Annotated in this window: 14 protein-coding genes; 7 read left to right on the forward strand and 7 right to left on the reverse strand. The window is 73.4% G+C overall.

Translation table 11 applies throughout. The features are described 5' to 3' along the window. The 3 genes from ACF07N_RS12785 to ACF07N_RS12795 are packed head-to-tail and all read left to right on the forward strand — an operon-like array spanning position 1 to position 2746. A complete protein-coding gene (locus ACF07N_RS12785; protein WP_392111615.1) occupies positions 1-1425 on the forward strand; it encodes an FGGY family carbohydrate kinase in 1425 nt (474 codons plus the stop codon). 26 nt (positions 1426-1451) lie between these two features. Then, complete coding sequence (locus ACF07N_RS12790) at positions 1452-2525, forward strand: glycerophosphodiester phosphodiesterase family protein (protein ID WP_392111618.1); 1074 nt, start codon at positions 1452-1454, stop codon at positions 2523-2525. After that, the gene (locus tag ACF07N_RS12795) at positions 2525-2746 is read left to right on the forward strand and encodes a hypothetical protein (RefSeq protein WP_392111621.1); all 222 of its coding nucleotides are present in this window, start codon (positions 2525-2527) and stop codon (positions 2744-2746) included. The genes ACF07N_RS12790 and ACF07N_RS12795 overlap by 1 nt, the downstream gene beginning before the upstream one ends. A 3-nt stretch (positions 2747-2749) precedes the next feature. On the opposite strand, the gene ACF07N_RS12800 is transcribed toward ACF07N_RS12795, so the two are convergent. Further along, a complete protein-coding gene (locus ACF07N_RS12800) occupies positions 2750-3385 on the reverse strand; it encodes a DsbA family protein (protein WP_311686648.1) in 636 nt (211 codons plus the stop codon). Between the two features lie 137 nt (positions 3386-3522). On the opposite strand from ACF07N_RS12800, the gene pepN reads away from it, so the two are divergent. Together pepN and ACF07N_RS12810 are read left to right on the forward strand one after the other, a co-directional pair. After that, positions 3523-6102, forward strand: a complete 2580-nt coding sequence (pepN, locus tag ACF07N_RS12805) for an aminopeptidase N (RefSeq protein ID WP_392111624.1) — start codon at positions 3523-3525, stop codon at positions 6100-6102. Between the two features lie 195 nt (positions 6103-6297). After that, on the forward strand, positions 6298-7338 hold the full coding sequence (locus ACF07N_RS12810; RefSeq protein WP_392111627.1) for a hypothetical protein: 1041 nt from the start codon (positions 6298-6300) through the stop codon (positions 7336-7338). 19 nt (positions 7339-7357) lie between these two features. Here the strand turns inward: ACF07N_RS12810 and ACF07N_RS12815 are convergent, their stop codons facing one another. Beyond that, positions 7358-9115 carry a TIGR03767 family metallophosphoesterase gene (locus ACF07N_RS12815; RefSeq protein ID WP_392111629.1) on the reverse strand — a complete coding sequence of 586 codons (1758 nt, stop codon included), beginning with the start codon at positions 9113-9115 and terminating at the stop codon, positions 7358-7360. Between the two features lie 231 nt (positions 9116-9346). Then, a complete protein-coding gene (locus ACF07N_RS12820; RefSeq protein WP_392111632.1) occupies positions 9347-9805 on the reverse strand; it encodes an NUDIX hydrolase in 459 nt (152 codons plus the stop codon). Positions 9806-10025: 220 nt separating this feature from the next. Here ACF07N_RS12820 and ACF07N_RS12825 point away from each other — a divergent pair, with 220 nt between their 5' ends. Then, positions 10026-13316, forward strand: a complete 3291-nt coding sequence (locus ACF07N_RS12825) for a S8 family serine peptidase (RefSeq protein WP_392111635.1) — start codon at positions 10026-10028, stop codon at positions 13314-13316. A 64-nt stretch (positions 13317-13380) separates the two neighbouring features. Here ACF07N_RS12825 and ACF07N_RS12830 read toward each other — a convergent pair whose 3' ends face one another. Together ACF07N_RS12830 and ACF07N_RS12835 are read right to left on the reverse strand one after the other, a co-directional pair. Then, positions 13381-14217 (reverse strand): hypothetical protein, encoded by an 837-nt coding sequence (locus ACF07N_RS12830; protein ID WP_392111637.1) that lies wholly within the window; start codon positions 14215-14217, stop codon positions 13381-13383. Between the two features lies 1 nt (position 14218). Further along, the gene (locus tag ACF07N_RS12835; protein ID WP_383328657.1) at positions 14219-14749 is read right to left on the reverse strand and encodes an RNA polymerase sigma factor; all 531 of its coding nucleotides are present in this window, start codon (positions 14747-14749) and stop codon (positions 14219-14221) included. 348 nt (positions 14750-15097) lie between these two features. On the opposite strand from ACF07N_RS12835, the gene ACF07N_RS12840 reads away from it, so the two are divergent. Continuing rightward, entirely contained in the window at positions 15098-16117 is a 1020-nt protein-coding gene (locus tag ACF07N_RS12840) for an aspartate-semialdehyde dehydrogenase (RefSeq protein ID WP_392111640.1), read from the forward strand. A gap of 80 nt (positions 16118-16197) precedes the next feature. Here the strand turns inward: ACF07N_RS12840 and ACF07N_RS12845 are convergent, their stop codons facing one another. Together ACF07N_RS12845 and ACF07N_RS12850 are read right to left on the reverse strand one after the other, a co-directional pair. After that, positions 16198-16674, reverse strand: a complete 477-nt coding sequence (locus ACF07N_RS12845; RefSeq protein WP_383327902.1) for a DUF1203 domain-containing protein — start codon at positions 16672-16674, stop codon at positions 16198-16200. 5 nt (positions 16675-16679) lie between these two features. Continuing rightward, on the reverse strand, positions 16680-17921 hold the full coding sequence (locus ACF07N_RS12850; RefSeq protein WP_383588182.1) for an MFS transporter: 1242 nt from the start codon (positions 17919-17921) through the stop codon (positions 16680-16682). Between the last annotated feature and the right edge of the window lie 41 nt (positions 17922-17962).

Raw genomic sequence — 17962 nt, forward strand, 5'->3', positions numbered from 1 at the left:
ATGTACGTCGGTATCGATGTGGGCACGTCCGTGGTCAAGGCGGCGGCCTTCGACGCGGCGGGCCGCCAGGTGGCGGTCGAGACGCGGCCGGTGGGCCTGTCCCTGCGCGGCGGGGTCGTCGAGCAGGACGTGGAGGAGGTGTACGCGGCGGTCGTCGGCGTGCTGGGCGCGCTGACGGCCGTGGTGAAGGAGCCGGTGGAGTTCGCGGGACTGACCGGACAGGGTGACGGGGTGTGGCTGGTCGACGCCGAGGGGCGGCCGGTGCGGGCGGCGGCCTCCTGGATGGACGGCCGCGCCCACGAACTGGTCGACCGGTGGCTCGCGGACGGCACCTTCGAGACGGTGTTCCGGCGGACGGGGAGCGCGATGTTCCCCGGCTGCCCGGGGCCGCTGCTGGCCTGGTTCGACCGCCACGAGCCGGCGGCCCTGGACACCGCGCGGGCGGCCCTGTACTGCAAGGACGTCGTCTTCCAGCGGCTGACGGGGGCCGGTCCGGCGACGGACGTGTCGGACGCGTCCATGCCGTTCCTCGACCCGCTCACCCGCGCCTACGACGACCGGGTCGTCGCACTGCTCGGGCTGACCCATCGGCGGGACCTGCTCGCCCCGGTCAGCGACCCGGTCGCCACGGCCGGGGCCCGGGGCGAGGGCCTGCCCGCCGGCACCCGGATCGCCAACGGCCCCTACGACCTGCCGGCCTGCGCGCTGGGCGCCGGGGTGACCTCCCCGGGCGACGGACTGCTCATCGTCGGCACCTGCCTGGCCGCCCTGGTCGCCACGACCGAGCTCGACCTGAGCGGCGAACCGGCCGGGCTGTACATCTCCACGGACCGGCCCGGGCACTGGCTGCGTGCCATGCCCGCCATGGTCGGCACGGCCGCGCTGGACTGGGTGCTGTCCACGACCGGCGTGCGGCACGACGAGGTGGACGGGCTGCTGGCGCGGACCCCGCCCGGCGCGCACGGCGTCCGCGTCCTGCCCTACTTCGCGCCCTCCGGGGAACGCGCCCCCTTCGTCGAGCCGCGGCTGCGCGCCGAACTCACCGGCGTCAGCCTGGAGTCGACCCGGGGCGACCTGGTCCGGGCCACCTGTGAGGGCATCGGGTACGCGGCCCGGCACTGCCTGGAGGCGGCGGGCCTGACGGGGAGCCTCGCCGTCTGCGGCGGCGGCACCCGCAGCCCCGCCTGGACGCGGCTGCTGGCGGACGTGCTGGGGCGGCCCCTGCGGGTCGTCGAGGGCGAGGTGGGGGCGCGGGGGGCGGTGCTGGCGGCGGCCGGGCGGTTCGGAGCCGGGCTGGACGCCGAGGCGTGGACGAGGCCGACGGTGGTCGTCGAGCCGGACCCCGGCCGGGCCGCGGCCTACGCGGAGGGCTACGCGGAGCACCTGGAGCGGCTGGCTCAGGCACGGGCGCGGGCACGGACCTGAACGCCCCATCGAGGAGAGGACGTTGCATGCGACCCGGACGGAGATCCCTCCTGCTCGCGGCGGCAGCGGGCACGGCGGCAGCGGCCCCGGGCACGGCCGTGGCGGCCGCCACGGCCCCGCCGGCGGCCGGCGCCCGCCCGCGCGGCCCGGTCGTCATCGGCCACCGCGGCGCGGCCGGCTGGCGCCCGGAGCACACGGCGGCCTCGTACACCCACGCGGTGGAGACGGGCGCCGACTGGATCGAACCGGACCTGGTGCCGACGAAGGACCACGAGCTGGTGGTCCGGCACGAGAACGAGATCTCCCAGACGACCGACGTGGCCCGCCGGCCGGAGTTCGCGGACCGGCGCACCACGAAGACGGTCGACGGCCGGCGGGTCACCGGCTGGTTCACGGAGGACTTCACCCTGGCGGAGCTGAAGACGCTGCGGGCGGTGGAGCGGCTGCCGGCGGTGCGCAACCGCAACACCGTCTTCGACGGGCGGGAGCGGATCCTGACCTTCCAGGAGGTGGTGGACCTGGCGCGGCGGCTGTCGAAGGCGCACGGCCGGACCGTCGCCGTCTTCCCCGAGACCAAGCACCCCACGTACTTCCGCTCGATCGGACTGCCGCTGGAGCCGAAACTGGCCGCGGCCGTCCGCCGCAACCGGCTCGGGCGGCGCGAGTGCGTGGTGCAGTCCTTCGAGCCGACGAGCCTGCGGCGGATCGCCGCGCAGGGGCTGGGCGTGCCGCTGTGGCAGGCGCTCGGCACGACGGGCGGGCCGTACGACCTGGTGTCGACCGGTGATCCGACGACGTACCGGGACATGATGAGCCCGGCCGGGCTCGCGCGGATCGCCGCGTACGCGGACTGGATCGGGCCCGACAAGTCCTCCGTCGCCGGCACCTCGCTCGTCGCGGACGCGCACGCGGCGGGGCTGCGGATCGGGCCGTACACCTTCCGCGCGGAGAACCAGTACCTGCCGGAGCGGTTCCGGCGCGGCAGCGGACCGAACGATTTCGGGGACGCGTTCGCCGAATACGCGCTGTACTACGACATGGGGGTCGATGCGGTCGTAACCGACTTCCCGGACCTGGCGGTGAGCGCGAGGAGGAGCTGATGTTCTTCAAGGACAAGCACTGCCCGACCTGTCCCGGCAGCGGCACCAAGGTGTTCACGCCGCTCAAGCCCGAGGAGAGGAAGGCCATCGGGACGCGGCGCACGGATCTGTGGCGATGCACCGCGCCGGGCTGCCGGTGGTACCAGCCGTGGGACCACCAGGCGGCCGGGGGACGGCTCCCGGAGGAACTGCAGAACCCGGGAGCCGGTACCGCGACGTGAGTCCTACAGGTTGGAGAAGTCCGGGCCCTTGGTGCGCGTGCGCTTGATCTCGTAGAAGCCCGGCACCGAGGCCACGGCGAGGGTGCCGTCCCACAGGCGGGCGGCCTCCTCACCCTTGGGGGCCGGGGTGACGACCGGGCCGAAGAAGGCGATCTGCTCGCCGTCGGCGCCGGGCACGGCTATGACCGGGGTGCCGACGTCCTGGCCGACCTTGTCGATGCCCTCCTTGTGGGAGGCGCGCAGTTCGGCGTCGTACGGGGTGGAGTCCCAGTGCTCCATGAGGGAGTCGGGCAGGCCCACGTCCTTCAGGGCGGCGGCGACGGTCTCCTTGCCGTGGCCCTCGCCCTGGTTGTGGATGCGGGTGCCGAGCGCGGTGTAGAGGTCGCCGAGCACCTCGGCGCCGTGCTCCTGCTGCGCGGCGATGGCGACCCGGACGGGACCCCAGCCCGTCTCCAGCAGCTCGCGGTACTTCTCGGGCAGTTCGTCGAGCTTGTTCTCGTTGAGCACGGAAAGGCTCATGACGTGCCAGCGGACCTTGATGTCCCGAACCTTCTCCACCTCCAGCACCCAACGGGAGGTCATCCACGCCCAGGGGCACAGCGGGTCGAACCAGAAGTCGACGGGGGTCTTGTCCGACATGTCTCTCCTCGTGAGGAAACCGTTTCTCCAGGGAACGCCACCGCTCTCGCCCGCCATTCCCGGCTGACCGGCGTCAGCGGCCCGTGGCAGGATCGGTGCTGTTCAGCCGTATCAGCGACGCTTGAGGAGTTCCGCCCGTGCCCGGTGAGAATCTGTCCCGCGACGAGGCCCGCGAGCGGGCCGCCCTGCTCAGGGTCGACGGGTACGAGGTGTCCCTCGACCTGCGGTCCGCGGTCGGCGAGGACAGCGGCGACGGGCCCCGCACGTTCCGCTCGGTCACGACGATCCGCTTCCGCTGCAACGAGCCCGGCGCGAGCAGCTTCGCCGATCTGATCGCCCCGAGTGTGACGTCCGTCTCGCTCAACGGGCGTGATCTGGACCCCGGAGAGGTCTTCGACGGCTCCCGGGTCATGCTGGAGGACCTGGCCGCGGACAACGAGCTGGTGGTCGACGCCCAGTGCGCCTACTCGCGCACCGGCGAGGGCCTGCACCGCTTCGTCGACCCGGAGGACGGCGAGGTCTACCTGTACACCCAGTACGAGCCGGCCGACTCCCGCCGCGTCTTCGCCACCTTCGAGCAGCCCGACCTCAAGGCCCCGTTCCGCTTCGAGGTGCGGGCCCCCGAGGGCTGGACGGTGTGGAGCAACGGCGCCGGCGAACGGTCCGACGGGGTGTGGCGGTTCGCGGAGACCAAGCCGATCTCGACCTACATCACCTGTGTGGTGGCGGGCCCCTACCACTACGTCACGGACACCTACGAGCGGGTCTTCGAGGACGGCACGCGGCTGGAGATCCCGCTGGGCGCGATGTGCCGCAAGGGGCTGGCCCCCCACTTCGACGCCGACGACGTCTTCCTGGTCACCAAGCAGGGCCTGGACTTCTTCCACGACCACTTCGACTACCCGTACCCGTTCGGCAAGTACGACCAGGCGTTCGTGCCCGAGTACAACCTGGGCGCCATGGAGAACCCGGGCCTGGTGACGTTCCGCGAGGAGTTCATCTTCCGCGGCAAGGTGACGCAGGCGTCCTACGAGGGCCGGGCCAACGTGGTGCTGCACGAGATGGCGCACATGTGGTTCGGCGACCTGGTCACCATGGAGTGGTGGGACGACCTGTGGCTGAAGGAGTCGTTCGCGGACTTCATGGGCGCGTTCTCGCTGACCGGCGCGACCCGCTTCACCAACGGCTGGGTCACCTTCGCCAACCGCCGCAAGGCCTGGGCCTACCGGGCCGACCAGCTGCCCTCCACGCACCCGATCACGGCGGACATCCGCGACCTGCAGGACGCCAAGCTGAACTTCGACGGCATCACGTACGCCAAGGGCGCCTCGGTGCTCAAGCAGCTCGTGGCGTACGTCGGGCAGGACGCGTTCCTGGAGGGCGCCCGCCGCTACTTCAAGCGGCACGCGTACGGCAACACGCGCCTCGGCGACCTGCTGTCGGTGCTGGAGGAGACCAGCGGCCGGGACATGAGCGCCTGGTCGCGGTCCTGGCTGCAGACGGCGGGCGTGAACGCGCTGACGCCGCAGGTGCTGCTGGACGCCGACGGCCGCGTCGCGGAGCTGGCGGTGGTGCAGGAGGCCGCCGAGTCGCATCCGGAACTGCGCCCGCACCGGGTGGCGGTGGGCCTGTACCGGGTGGGAGGCGGCGGGGCGCTGGAGCGCTACGCGCGCGTGGAGACCGACGTCGACGGCGCGCGGACGGTCGTCGCGGAGCTGGCCGGCGCCGACGCCCCGGACCTGGTCCTGGTCAACGACGACGACCTGACCTACTGCAAGATCCGGTTCGACGAGACGTCGCTGGCCACCCTGCGCGAGCACCTGGGGTCGGTCACCGACCCGCTGGCCCGGGCCCTGTGCTGGTCGGCGCTGTGGAACATGACCCGGGACGCGCTGCTGCCGGCGCGCGCGTTCGTCGACCTGGTCCTGCGGTTCGCGGGGCGCGAGTCCGAGATCGGCGTCCTGCAGATGCTGCACGCGTGGGCGGAGTCGGCGGTCACGCACTACTCGGCGCCGGCCCGGCGGGAGACGACCGCCCGGCTGCTCGCCGAGGGCGCGCGGCGCGAGCTGTACGCCGCCGGTCCGGGCAGCGAGCACCAGCTGGCGTGGGCGCGCTTCTTCGCCCGGACGGCCGCCGCCGAGGCCGACTTCGAGCTGCTGCGGGACCTGCTGGAGGGCACGGCGACGGTCGAGGGCCTGACGGTGGACCAGGAGCTGCGGTGGCAGTTCCTGGAGCCGCTGGCCGCGCACGGGACCGTGGACGAGAAGGCGCTGGCCGAGGAGCTGGCCCGGGACGACACGGCCTCCGGCAAGCGGCACCAGGTGCGCTGTCTGGCCGCCCGCCCGTCGCAGGCGGTCAAGGCGCAGGCGTGGGCGCAGGTCGTGGAGTCGGACGCGCTGTCCAACGCGATGGTCGAGGCGACCATCGCGGGCTTCTCCCAGGGCTCCCAGCGGGAGTTGCTCGCGCCGTACGCGGAGCGGTACTTCGCGGCGATCGAGCGGGTCTGGGCCGAGCGGTCGATCCAGATCGCGATGCACGTGGTGGAGGGCCTGTTCCCGTCGCTGCAGCAGTCGCGGGGGACGCTGGACGCCACGGACGCCTGGCTGGAGGCGCACCCGGAGGCGGCCCCGGCGCTGCGCCGGCTGGTGCTGGAGTCCCGGGACGATCTGGCGCGGGCGCTGCGCGGTCAGGCGTGCGACGAGGCCGCTGACCAGTAGCTTTGGCCTGAGATCGGGCGTTCCGGCTTCGTTACGAGATACGTGCCCGAAGAGCCGTAACCCCTGGTCCGCACCCGAACGGACCAGGGGGTTTCGGCATCCGAACATCCGTCCTTTAGTGCTGGGTTGTCCGTCTTTGTCGACGGACCTGTAACAGCGGTTCAAGAGCGCCCCGGACACGGGAAATTGCGGGTCATGACCCAGAACACGCCGCTCTCCCCCCGCCCGCTGCGCGACCTCTCCGGTGGTGGCCGGCCCCGCGTCATGACGATCGCCCGGCTCCGCTCGCACGGGGTCCCCACGGCCGAGACGAACGCGCAGTGCCGCCCGGGCGGCCCCTGGCAGCAGCTCCTGCCGGGCGTGGTGCTGCTCCACCCGGGCCCGCCCACCAGCGAGGAGCGACTGCACGCGGTGCTGATGTACGCGGCGCGGGAGCGCGGCACCGGTGTCCCGGCCCAGCCCGGCGCGAGCACGGCGCACGCCCCCGCCTACCCCGAGGTGATGATCACGGGCCTGGCCGCGCTGACCCTGCACGGCTTCTCCTCCACGCCCCCGCTGCCGTCCCTGGACGCGTTCGACGTCCTGGTCCCGCGCATGCGGCGGCTGCGCTCGACGGGCTGCGCGCGGATCGTCCGCACCCCCGCCCTGCCCGACCCCGAGCAGGTCACGGGTGTCCCGGTGGCCCCCGTGGCCCGGGCGCTGGCCGACGCCGTGGCCGGGCTGGCGGACGCCGTGACCGTGCGCAGGCTGCTGACGGAGGCGGTGCGCGGCGGCCACTGCGACCCGGCCTCCGTGGTGCGGGAACTGAACCAGGCACGGCTGCTGAGCCGCCCCCACGTGGTGGACGCGGTGGACTCCCTGCTGGCCGAGGGCCGCGCCATCGCCGAGAACCGCCTGTACCGGATGGTCCGCGAGTACGGCCTGCCCGACCCGGTGTGGAACGTGGACCTGCGCCTGCCCGGCGGCCCCTACCTCGGCGGCCTCGACGCCTACTGGCCCGACCAGGCGGTGGCGGTCGAACTGGACACCCGGGCGCCCCGGCAGGACGACGACGCGGTCTGGTCCGAGTACGCCCGCAAGCGCGAGCACCTGGAGCGGCTCGGGATCACGGTCGTGCACATCACGCCGAGGAAGCTGCGCGACTCCCCGGAGCAGCAGGCGACGGTGGTCCGCACGGCGCTGATGGCGTCCGCCGACCGCGAACCGGCCGCGTACGTCGTGGTGCTGCCCCGGTAGTGACGGACCGCCGCCGGTGTCAGCCCTTCTTGAGGACCAGTTCGGTGTTGCGGCCCTCGGGCTTGCCGCCGAGGGTCGTGCTCGCGCCCGGGGCGTTGAGGGACAGTTCGCGGTACAGGGCCGCGAGGCCGGTCTGCGAGAGGTCGGAGAAGTCCGTGCGGTGCGGGGCCGAGGACTCCACCAGCGTGGTGAACAGGGAGATAGTGCCGTCCTTGTTGTCGGCCAGTTCGATGACCCGGGCGAGCTGCGGGAAGTCGACGTGGGAGGCGGTGGAGATCTCCCAGAAGGAGCGGCCGTCGGGCGCGGAGTGCGGGGTGATGACGTTCTTGTGGATGTGGCCGTTGACCCAGGCCAGCACGTTGCGGTGGCTGCCGAGCAGCGCCAGCACCTCCTGGCCGCCCCGGCGCCGCTCGCCGGGGCGGGCCGGGTCGGGGCGGGTGTTGGTCATCGTCCTGCTCGTGTGGTGGCTGAAGACGACCGCGTAGGAGTCCTTGTTCTCCCGCAGGGTCCGGTCGAGCCACCGCAGCTGGGCGGAGCCGATGGAGCCCTCGTAGTGGCCGCCCGGGTCGGTGGTGTCCAGGCTGATGCCGATGACGTCGTCGGAGATGCGGAAGGCGTAGTACTGGGTGCCCGCGTCCAGGTTCGCCGAGGAGTAGCCGTGGCCGACCGGGCCCACGCCCCGGAACGCCGGGTCCAGGTGGGCCCGGACGTACTCGGCCGGGGTGAACGGAGCGCGGCTCTCGTCGGGGGTGACCGCACGCATGGCGCGGGCGTGGGACTTGAGGAAGTCGTGGTAGCGGACGCCCTCGGGGTCCCGGGCCTTCTTGATGAGGGTCTGGAGCTGCTTAGCCTCCGCGGCCGGCACGTCCATCAGCTTCCTGCCGCCGACGGCCAGGTCCGTCAGGTAGGAGTCGCCGTGCGAGGCGTAGCAGCCCATCGGCAGGGAGTCGTGGTTGCCGACGGTGGAATACCAGGGCAGGTTCAGGCCGGGGCTCTGCACCTCGCGGATCGCGGCCTTCAGGAAGCCGTCCAGGCGGGGGAAGCCGGCCTGCTTGTCGGTGTCGCGGAGGGCGGCGTCCGGCTGCCAGTACAGCTTCAGGCCGCTGTTCTGGACCCCTTCGTAGCGGCGCGGGTCGCCGGTGTTGGGGGTGATGCGCCCGCCGCTCATGACCTTCAGGAACCACTCCAGCTCGGACTTGGCGTTGTTGTCCGTGTTGTCGCCGGTGGTCATGGCGAAGTGCAGCGGGGCGCCGGTGACGGGGGCGCCGCGCAGGGCGTTGATCCGTTCCACCAGCGCGATCGCGCCCTGTACGGTCAGCGCCTCGTGCGGCCGCCAGGCGTGGATGTCGGCCCAGCGCAGGTACTCCAGGCGCAGCGGGTGCTGGGCGTCGATGATGTGCAGGTCGGTGAGCTGCACGAACGCCGCGAGCGCGGTACGGCGTCCGGCGCGGCCGGACTTGGGGGCGGCCAGCTCGGAGCGCACGACCCGCTGCCAGCCCGGTCCCTCGCCCAGACGCCGGTAGCCGGAGCCGGCGCGCGGGGTGGCGACGGAGGCCACGGTCGTGCCGCGGGTGTAGGGGGCGAGTGGTGCGGCCGGGGCCTGGCGCGAGGAGGCGGCGACGGCCTCGGTGGCCTCCTTGGCTGTGGCGGCCTGGCTGTCGCTGGGCCGCAGGGCGTAGCCGACGCCCGCGGACAGGGCGACCGCCCCGGTGGCGGCGAGGACGGAACGGCGGTGGATGCCCTGGCCGGAGCCGGCGACTGAGCGTGTGCGCGACATGCGCTTCTCTCCCCGAGTGCGAACGCGTCGGCAGTGGTCGCGGGGCGTTCGTGACGCGAACACCCCGCTCGTACTGGATCGTTGGCAGCGGGAATGACCTGCGCGTGAACAAGGCGGCAACGCGCAGCGCAGATCACCGTACGTGGATCTCGGTCCACCCGGCGCGTCGTCGACCGCTCCGGGAACGGCCCGGAGCCGGTCACACGGCGTTCATCTTCCGGGGTACCGGAACTAGTCCAGGGCGCCGGCCGGCCGTCCGGTCACCGGCCGCTCCCGCCACAGGCGCAGGGCGGTGTCGACCAGCGGGATCCGGGGCAGAGCGGGCACCGCGTCCAGGTCCTGCCAGGCGGCGAGGTCGGTGGAGCCGTTCACCTCGTGGCGCAGCTCACCGCCGGTGACGCGGCCCTCGTAGACGAGCCGGACGGCGTGGTGGTCGACGGCGCGTCCGAACCGGTCGCGGAAGGCGCGGCGGAAGGAGTCCACGCCGAGCAGCCCGGTCACCTCGATGGTGTAGCCGGTCTCCTCCTCGACCTCACGGCGCACGGTGTCGTAGGGGTCCTCGCCGTGCTCCATGCCGCCGCCGGGCACGACCCACTCGGGGGTGCCGTCCGGGGCGGACGAGCGGGCGAGCAGGATCCGTCCGTCGCGGACGCATATGGCGTAGGCCGCCACCCTCAACTTCTGTCGCACTCCGGGACGTTAACCGATTTCACCGCCTTCGGGACTGATACCCGCAAAACGCATCGGGGGTTTTCCCCATACATCCATTTCGTTTCGGTCAACCCTCCCCAAAGAACATCCCCTTGCGTAAGGCTGTGCGATCGTCCGGGCTCGCAGTTCCGGACCGTGACGACCAGGACCGATCGGCCCCGGTCGTTCCCGCTCGTTCCTTTACCAACAAGGGATGCCGATGAGCCTCACCCCCCAGCGTGACCCGATATCGGGCCGGAGACGCGTGGCGCGCATCGCCGTGGCCGCCGGACTCGTCGCCGCGCTCTCCGCGGCCGGTCCGGTCCCCCTGGCGTTCGCCGCGGACGGCCCGGGTGCCGCCGCCCCGGCCGACCCGGACGTGAAGTCCGCGCACGACAAGCTCGGTTCGGACGACGCGGACCTGCTCGCCGAGGCCAAGGCCGACGGCGACAAGACCGTCACGATGATGGTCGCCACCGCCCCCGGGCAGACCGAGCAGGTCGCCGGGCAGCTGGACGCGGTCGAGGGCGGCACGGTGGGCCGGTCCGACGACAAGCTGGGCTACGTCCGCGCCACCGTCCCGACCTCCGGGGCCGACGCGGCCATCGCGGCCGCCGCCAAGCTCTCCTCGGTGCACGGCATCGACCTGCGCGAGGAGATCCCGCTGGACGACCCGACGCCAAGCGCGGACGCCGCCAAGGGCGCCGCCGCGACGGGCGCGTACCCGGCGCCGGGGAAGAAGACCCCGGCCGAGAACCCGTACAACCCGTCGTTCGAGACGGGCGCGGTCGACTTCGTCGAGGACCACCCGAAGGCCGACGGCCGCGGCATCACCATCGGCATCCTGGACTCCGGCGTCGACCTCGGCCACCCGGCGCTGCAGAAGACCACCACCGGCGAGCGGAAGATCGTCGACTGGGTGACGGCGACGGACCCGGTCGTCGACAACGACAACACCTGGCGCCGGATGGACACCTCCGTCGCGGGCCCCACGTTCACGCACGGCGGCGCGGCCTGGACGGCACCGGCCGGCTCCTACCGGATCAGCACCTTCAAGGAGTCGTACACCACCGGCGGTGACGCGGCGGGCGACGCCAATCGCGACGGCGACACGACCGACGACTGGGGCGTGCTGTACGACCCGGCGGCCGGCACGGTGCGCGTCGACCTGAACGACAACCACGACTTCACCGACGACACCGCGATGAAGCCGTACAAGGACGGCTTCCAGATCGGCTACTTCGGCACCGACGACCCGAAGACGGACGTCGCCGAACGGCAGCCGTTCGTCGTCGAGATCCGCAAGGACGTCGTCCACAACGCGGCCGGCGCCAAGTCCGACTACGTCAACATCGGCGTCATCGAGTCCGAGCACGGCACGCACGTGGCCGGCATCACCGCGGCCAACGGCCTGTTCGGCGGGCAGATGAACGGCGCGGCGCCCGGCGCCAAGCTGGTCTCCTCGCGCGCCTGCACCTGGTCCGGCGGCTGCACCAACGTGGCGCTGACCGAGGGCATGATCGACCTCGTCACCAAGCGCGGCGTCGACATCGTCAACATGTCGATCGGCGGCCTGCCGGCGCTGAACGACGGCAACAACGCCCGCGCCGAGCTGTACACCCGGCTGATCGACACCTACGGCGTCCAGCTGGTGATCTCCGCGGGCAACTCCGGCCCCGGCGCCAACACCATCGGCGACCCGGCCCTGGCCGACAAGGTCATCTCGGTGGGCGCGTCCGTCTCCAAGGAGACCTGGGCCGCCAACTACGGCTCGGTCGTGGAGAAGAAGTACGCGATGATGCCGTTCTCCTCGCGCGGCCCGCGTGAGGACGGCGGCTTCACCCCGACCCTGGTCGCCCCGGGTGCCGCCATCAACACCATCCAGACCTGGCTGCCGGGCGCCCCGGTCGCCGAGGCGGGCTACTCCCTGCCGGCCGGCTACGGCATGCTGCAGGGCACCTCGATGGCCTCCCCGCAGGCCGCCGGCGCCGCCGCGCTGCTGCTGTCGGCCGCGAAGCAGAAGAAGATCGACCTCACCCCGGCCACGCTGCGCACGGCCCTCACCTCCACCGCCGACCACATCAAGGGTGTGCAGGCGTACGAGGAGGGCGCGGGCCTGATGAACGTCCCGGACGCCTGGGACGCCATCCGCGACGGCGCCACCTCCCACGCGTACACGGTCAAGGCCCCGGTCGACACCGCGATCGACGACAAGCTCAAGACCCCCGGCTTCGGCACGGGCCTGTACGACCGTGAGGGCGGCCTGAAGGCCGGCCAGAAGAAGACCTACGAGGTCACCATCACCCGTACGTCCGGTGCCGACAAGGCGATCCGCCACGAGCTGCACTTCGAGAACAACGCGGGCGGCACGTTCCGGATCGTCGGCTCCGACGAGGTGAGGCTGCCGCTGAACCAGCCGGTGACCGTCAAGGTCCAGGCCGCGCCGAAGTCCGCGGGCATCAAGAGCGCGATCCTGGAGGTCGACGACCCGCGCACCGAGGGCATCGACCGGCAGGTCCTGCACACGGTGGTCGTCTCGCAGCCGCTGAAGTACGCCTTCTCCGCGGCGGATTCCGTGCAGCGCAACAGCTCGCGGCACTACTTCGTCACGGTCCCCGAGGGCGCCAAGTCCCTGGAGGTGGCGCTGAGCGGTCTGCAGGACAAGAGCCAGACCCGCTTCATCTCCATCCACCCGTACGGCGTCCCGGCCGACCCGACGTCGACGATCAACTGCTACCCGAACTACCCGAACCCGGCGAACACCTGCCGCCCGGACGTGCGGTCGTACGCGAACCCGCAGCCCGGTGTCTGGGAGATCGAGGTCGAGTCGCGCCGCACGTCGCCGCTGCTCGACAACCCGTACAAGCTGGACGTCGCCGTCCTCGGCGCGGCCTTCGAGCCGGAGACCGTGACCGTGCCCGAGGCGAAGGTCGGCACCCCGGCCACCGCCTCCTGGAAGGTGACGAACGGCTTCGCGGCGATCGACGGCAAGCTGGCCGGCGGCCCGCTGGGCTCGGCCAGGACGGCCCGTCCGTCGATCAAGCAGGGCGAGACGCAGACCACCACGGTCGAGGTGCCCGCGGGCGCCAAGTCGCTGGACGTCGCCATCGGCAACGTCTCGGACGCCGCCGCCGACCTGGACCTCGCGGTCTACGACGCGGCCGGCAACCAGATCGGCAGCTCCGCCGACGGCGACTCGGAGGAGTCGGTCTCCGTGCCCTCCCCGGCCGCCGGCACGTACACGATCAAGGTCGTCGGCTACGGCGTGCCGGCCGGCACCACCGCCTACGACTACCGGGACGTGTTCTTCTCCGCCTCGCTCGGCAGCGTCAGCGTCGACGGCGCGGCGGTGAAGCTCGGCACGGGCGAGTCGGCGACGGTCTCGGGCAGCATCACCGCCGCGGCGCCCGCGCCCGAGGGGCGTGAGTTCTTCGGCCAGGTCCAGCTGCTCAACGCGCGCGGCACGGTCGCGGGCCAGGGCAGCGTGAAGATCGAGAAGGTCGTGCCGTAACCCCCGGGACGACAGGCGAGGGGCGGGTGTCCGGCCGGACACCCGCCCCTTTCTCATGCGCCGCTCACCCCTCCCCGCAGGGGGTGCGGTCCGCCGACGGCAGCGCGGAGGTGATCCAGGCCCGCTCGCGCGCGATCTGCTTCTCCCCCCGGGCCCAGAGGTCCGGGGCCGCTTCGCCGGGCCGGATGCCGACGAGCAGGTGGTCACCCTCGGCCGGCAGGGGCCAGGAACCCTTCGTCAGCGTGAAGGTGATCTCGTCCTCGCCCCGGGCGGGCTTGTAGGAGCGGGTCACGTCCAACGTGACGCGGTCCTCGCCGCCCCCGGGCAGGGGCGTCACGGAGTCGACCGTGCCCTCGACGACCAGCTCGGCGCAGGCCAGGTAGGCCGGGCCGCGCGGGGAGGCGGCCTTGTCCGCGGTGCTCCCGCTCTCGCCGCTCGCCGCGGAGGTGTCGGCCGAGCTCCCCTCGTGCGAGGCGAGCCAGCCCAGGCCCAGTGTCGCGCCGACGAGAGCGGCCGCGACGGCCATCCCGAGGGCGGCGGCCCGGAATCCCGGATGCCGGGACCACGTCCCGGCACCTGCCGCGGTCCGTGGACCCGCGCCGCCCCCGCGCCCCGGCCCCTGCCCGGCGCCCCGCGGGCCGCGCCCGGCGACGGCCCGCCGGGGCCACGGGCGCGGACGCGCCGCGCGCGGCGCCCCGGGCGGACGCGCCGCCTCCCCCGCGTCCGCCAGCGCGTCCCCGATGAGGGCGAGCTGCTCGCGCAGCAGGGCCACGTCCGCCCGGGCCGCGCGGTGCTCCGCCCGGGCCCCGGGCCCGGCGTCCCCGGGCAGCGGCTCGCCGGTGAGGGCGGCCATCAGCGGGTCCCTGTCCGCACCACCCGCCTCGCTGTCGTAGCCGGACACGTCACACCACCTCGTCCTCGTGCAGGCGGGCGCGCAGGGCGCGTACCGCCGTGTGCAGCCGGCTCTTGACCGTGCCCTCCGGGACGCCGAGCTGCTCGGCGATGGAGCGCACCGGCAGATCGGCGTAGAAACGCAGCACGACGACCTGCCGCTGGGCGGCCGGCAGCTCGTCCAGGCCCTGGGCGACCGCGACGGACAGCACGCTGGTGTCCTCCCCGGAGGGGTGCGCCGGCTGCCGCAGCGCGGCCAGCCGCTCCCCGAGCCGCTCCTGGCGGCGCTTGGCCCGGTGCCAGTCCATGGCCAGGTTGGAGGCGACGACCGCCGCCCACGCCGAGACGTCCCGCGGCGCCTCCCGGCCGCTGGCCGCCCGCTCCAGCAGCCGCAGGCGGACCTGCTGTACCCCGTCCGGCAGGTCCGCCTGCGGCACTCCGCCGAGTGCGAGCACCGCCCGCACGCGGCGTTCCTGTGCCGCGTCGAGCGGATCGTCGTCGGCGTGCCCCTCCCGGCCGCGCCGGGCCCTTCCGCGCAGCAGCACAAGCCACCCCCCTCACCGTGTTTGTCCTACGACGCCGGCACGGCCCGGAACGTTCGGCCGCGCGCGCGTGAGTTTCCGCCGCGGCGGCAGAGGCATACGTCACACTCCCGTGTGGCCGGAACCGGCATGGGCAGGCGAGCTTGCGGCGCACGACCCCGACGGGATGAATTCCTGCAGTTCAGCGGGGTCGACACCGCAGGTCCGCAACCATCGGGCGGGACGCCCCGTCCCACTCCCCGGGCAGACCGGGGAAAGAAGTGGACAGACGGGGCGTGGTCGGCCGCATGATGGAAAAGCCTCGGCCAAGCAACGAGCACGTGAAGAGACGCAGGAGAGGGAGTCACCGTGAGGGTCGGAATCGTCGGAGCCACCGGACAGGTGGGCACGGTCATGCGCAGGATCCTCACGGAGCGGAACTTCCCGGTCACCGAGCTGCGCCTGTTCGCCTCGGCCCGCTCGGCGGGCACGGAGCTGGACGGCGTGACGGTGGAGGACGCGGCGACCGCCGACTACACCGGCCTGGACATCGTGCTGTTCTCCGCGGGCGGTGCCACGTCCCGGGCGCTGGCGGAGAAGGTCGCCTCCCAGGGCGCCGTCGTGATCGACAACTCCTCCGCCTGGCGCAAGGACCCCGAGGTCCCGCTGGTCGTCTCCGAGGTCAACCCGCACGCGATCGCGAACCGCCCCAAGGGCATCATCGCCAACCCGAACTGCACGACGATGGCCGCGATGCCGGTCCTGCGTCCGCTGCACGCCGAGGCGGGCCTCGAAGCCCTCGTCGTCGCCACCTACCAGGCGGTCTCCGGTTCGGGTCTCGCGGGCGTGGCCGAGCTGCACGGCCAGGTGCAGAAGGTCGCCGCCGACGCCGACAAGCTCACCCACGACGGCGAGGCGGTCGACTTCCCGGAGCCCGGCGTCTACAAGCGCCCCATCGCCTTCAACGTGCTGCCGCTGGCCGGCTCGATCGTCGACGACGGCCTGAACGAGACCGACGAGGAGCAGAAGCTCCGCAACGAGTCCCGCAAGATCCTGGAGATCCCCGGGCTGAAGGTCTCCGGCACCTGCGTGCGCGTCCCGGTCTTCTCCGGCCACTCCCTCCAGGTCAACGCCCGCTTCGCCCGCCCGATCACCCCGGAGCGCGCCACGGAGCTGCTCAGGGACGCCCCGGGCGTCGAGCTCTCCGACATCCCCACCCCCCTCCAGGCCGCCGGCAAGGACCCGTCCTACGTCGGCCGCATCCGCGGCGACGAGACGGTGGAGCACGGCCTGTCGTTCTTCGTCTCCAACGACAACCTCCGCAAGGGCGCGGCGCTGAACGCCGTGCAGATCGCGGAGCTGGTGGCGGCGGAGCTGTCCGCCCGGTAGGACGCCGGCGCCGCACACGTCGCGGGGCGGTCCCCCCTGCCGGGGTGGCCGCCCCGAGCGCTGTCCGGGGGCCGCCTCGGTCAGGGCCTGCGCACCTCGTACAGGAAGCACCCGTACTCCACGGCCCGCACGTGCACGAGCGCCACGTCCGGGTCCGCGAACGCCTCCGCGAAGGCCGGCTGGAACCGCCCGGCCTCCTCGACCAGCCGTCCGCCGAGGATGCGCCCGCCGGCCGAGTAGCGGCGGACGACGCGAGGGCTGTTGGTGAAGGGCAGGGCGGTGGTGTCCGGCCCCGGGCAGTCGTCGGCGTGGAGGAAGACCGGGCCCTGTTCGTCGTACGGGCCCGGGTCGGCCCCGGTGGCGGCCGCCCAGCGGCGCAGCGGTGCGTAGGAGACCAGGGCGATGCGCTCGCCCGGCCGGCTGCGGCGCAGGCAGCAGCGGAGCGGGGCGCCGCCCTCATGGTCGGTGAAGCCGGCCGTGGGACGGCCCGCGTCGTCGGTGGTGCGCAGTTCCTTCGCAGCCCTGGGGTCGATGGGGCGCGCGGTGTACGTCGTCATGGTTCTCAGGGTCGTGCGCGCGGGGCCGGGTCACCGGCGGTTTCCGGACGGCGCGTTCCCCCGGGCCGTCCGGCCCGGGCCACCGCGGGCAGGGCGAGCAGCGCCAGGGCGCCGCCCGCGCAGAGCACCGCGTCGGGGCCGAGGGCGTCGGCGGTGCGGCCACCGGTGAAGGCGCCCAGCGCGATGGCCGTGTTGAAGACGCCGGCGAAGAGCGCCGAGCCCGCCTCCCGGGCGCCGGGCGCCGCCGCCGACAGCCAGGTCTGCGCGGAGACCGAGACGCCCCCGTAGACCAGGCCCCACAGCACGAGCAGGGCCGTGGCGGCGGCCGGCGAGCCCGCCGCCGGGATCAGCAGCGGGATCAGCGTGCCGAGGCCGGCGGCGACGAGGAGCAGGGCCCGGCGCGGGTCCCGGGTGGCCAGGGCGCCGCCCGCGAAGGTGCCGGCCACCCCGGCCAGGCCGTATCCGAGCAGCAGCGCACCGGCCGTGTCCGCACCGAGCCCGGGGACCCGGTCCAGCACCGGCCGGACGTAGGTGTAGGCCGTGAAGTGACCGGTCACCAGCAGCGCCACGGCCGACAGGCCGCGCGCCACACCGGGCGTCCGCAGCAGGGCCCGGAACGTGCCGAGCCGGACCGGGCTGCCGGGCGGCAGCGGGGGCAGGGTGCGGAACAGGGCCGCCGCGACGGCCGGGGCCAGGGCGGCGAGGGCCGCGAAGGCCCAGCGCCAGCCCGTGAGGGATCCGAGGACGGTGCCCGCGGGGACGCCCAGCACGGAGGCGACCGCTATCCCGCTGAAGATCAGCGCGGTCGCCCGGCCCGCCCGCTGCGGCACCAGCCGCGCGCCCAGCCCGGCCGCGATCGCCCACACCCCGCCGATGCACACCCCGACCAGGGCGCGGGCGAACAGCAGGACGGCGATGTGCGGGGCGAGCGCGGACAGCAGGTTGGCGGCCGTGAGCAGGAGCAGCAGCGCGCACAGGACGGTGCGCCGGTCGGCGCGGCGGGCCGCGACCGGCAGCAGGGGCGCGCTCGCCGCGGCGACGAGGCCGGGCAGGGTGACGGTGAGCCCCGCGGTGCCGGCGGAGACGTGCAGGCCGGTGCCGAGCGCGGTGAGCAGTCCGACCGGGAGCATCTCGGTGGTGACGACGCAGAAGGTGGCGGCGGCGAGGGCGAGGACGGCGGGCCAGGGGCGTCCGGGGCCGGCCGGGGCGGTCTTCCGGTGGGTGCCGGTGGAGGTGGTGGAGGGCATGCCTCCACCCTTTTGCGACGCCCCTGCGGGAACAACGGCGA

The organism is Streptomyces sp. NPDC015242 (genome assembly GCF_043079125.1).
Lineage (GTDB): Bacteria > Actinomycetota > Actinomycetes > Streptomycetales > Streptomycetaceae > Streptomyces.

Bases quoted from the DNA above. Each gene is read 5' to 3' on its own strand.
- ACF07N_RS12810 (WP_392111627.1), top strand. From the start codon at position 6,298: ATGACCCAGAACACGCCGCTCTCCCCCCGCCCGCTGCGCGACCTCTCC.
- ACF07N_RS12850 (WP_383588182.1), bottom strand. From the start codon at position 17,921: ATGCCCTCCACCACCTCCACCGGCACCCACCGGAAGACCGCCCCGGCC.
- ACF07N_RS12845 (WP_383327902.1), bottom strand. From the start codon at position 16,674: ATGACGACGTACACCGCGCGCCCCATCGACCCCAGGGCTGCGAAGGAA.
- ACF07N_RS12800 (WP_311686648.1), bottom strand. From the start codon at position 3,385: ATGTCGGACAAGACCCCCGTCGACTTCTGGTTCGACCCGCTGTGCCCC.
- ACF07N_RS12825 (WP_392111635.1), top strand. From the start codon at position 10,026: ATGAGCCTCACCCCCCAGCGTGACCCGATATCGGGCCGGAGACGCGTG.
- ACF07N_RS12790 (WP_392111618.1), top strand. From the start codon at position 1,452: ATGCGACCCGGACGGAGATCCCTCCTGCTCGCGGCGGCAGCGGGCACG.
- ACF07N_RS12795 (WP_392111621.1), top strand. From the start codon at position 2,525: ATGTTCTTCAAGGACAAGCACTGCCCGACCTGTCCCGGCAGCGGCACC.
- ACF07N_RS12815 (WP_392111629.1), bottom strand. From the start codon at position 9,115: ATGTCGCGCACACGCTCAGTCGCCGGCTCCGGCCAGGGCATCCACCGC.
- ACF07N_RS12785 (WP_392111615.1), top strand. From the start codon at position 1: ATGTACGTCGGTATCGATGTGGGCACGTCCGTGGTCAAGGCGGCGGCC.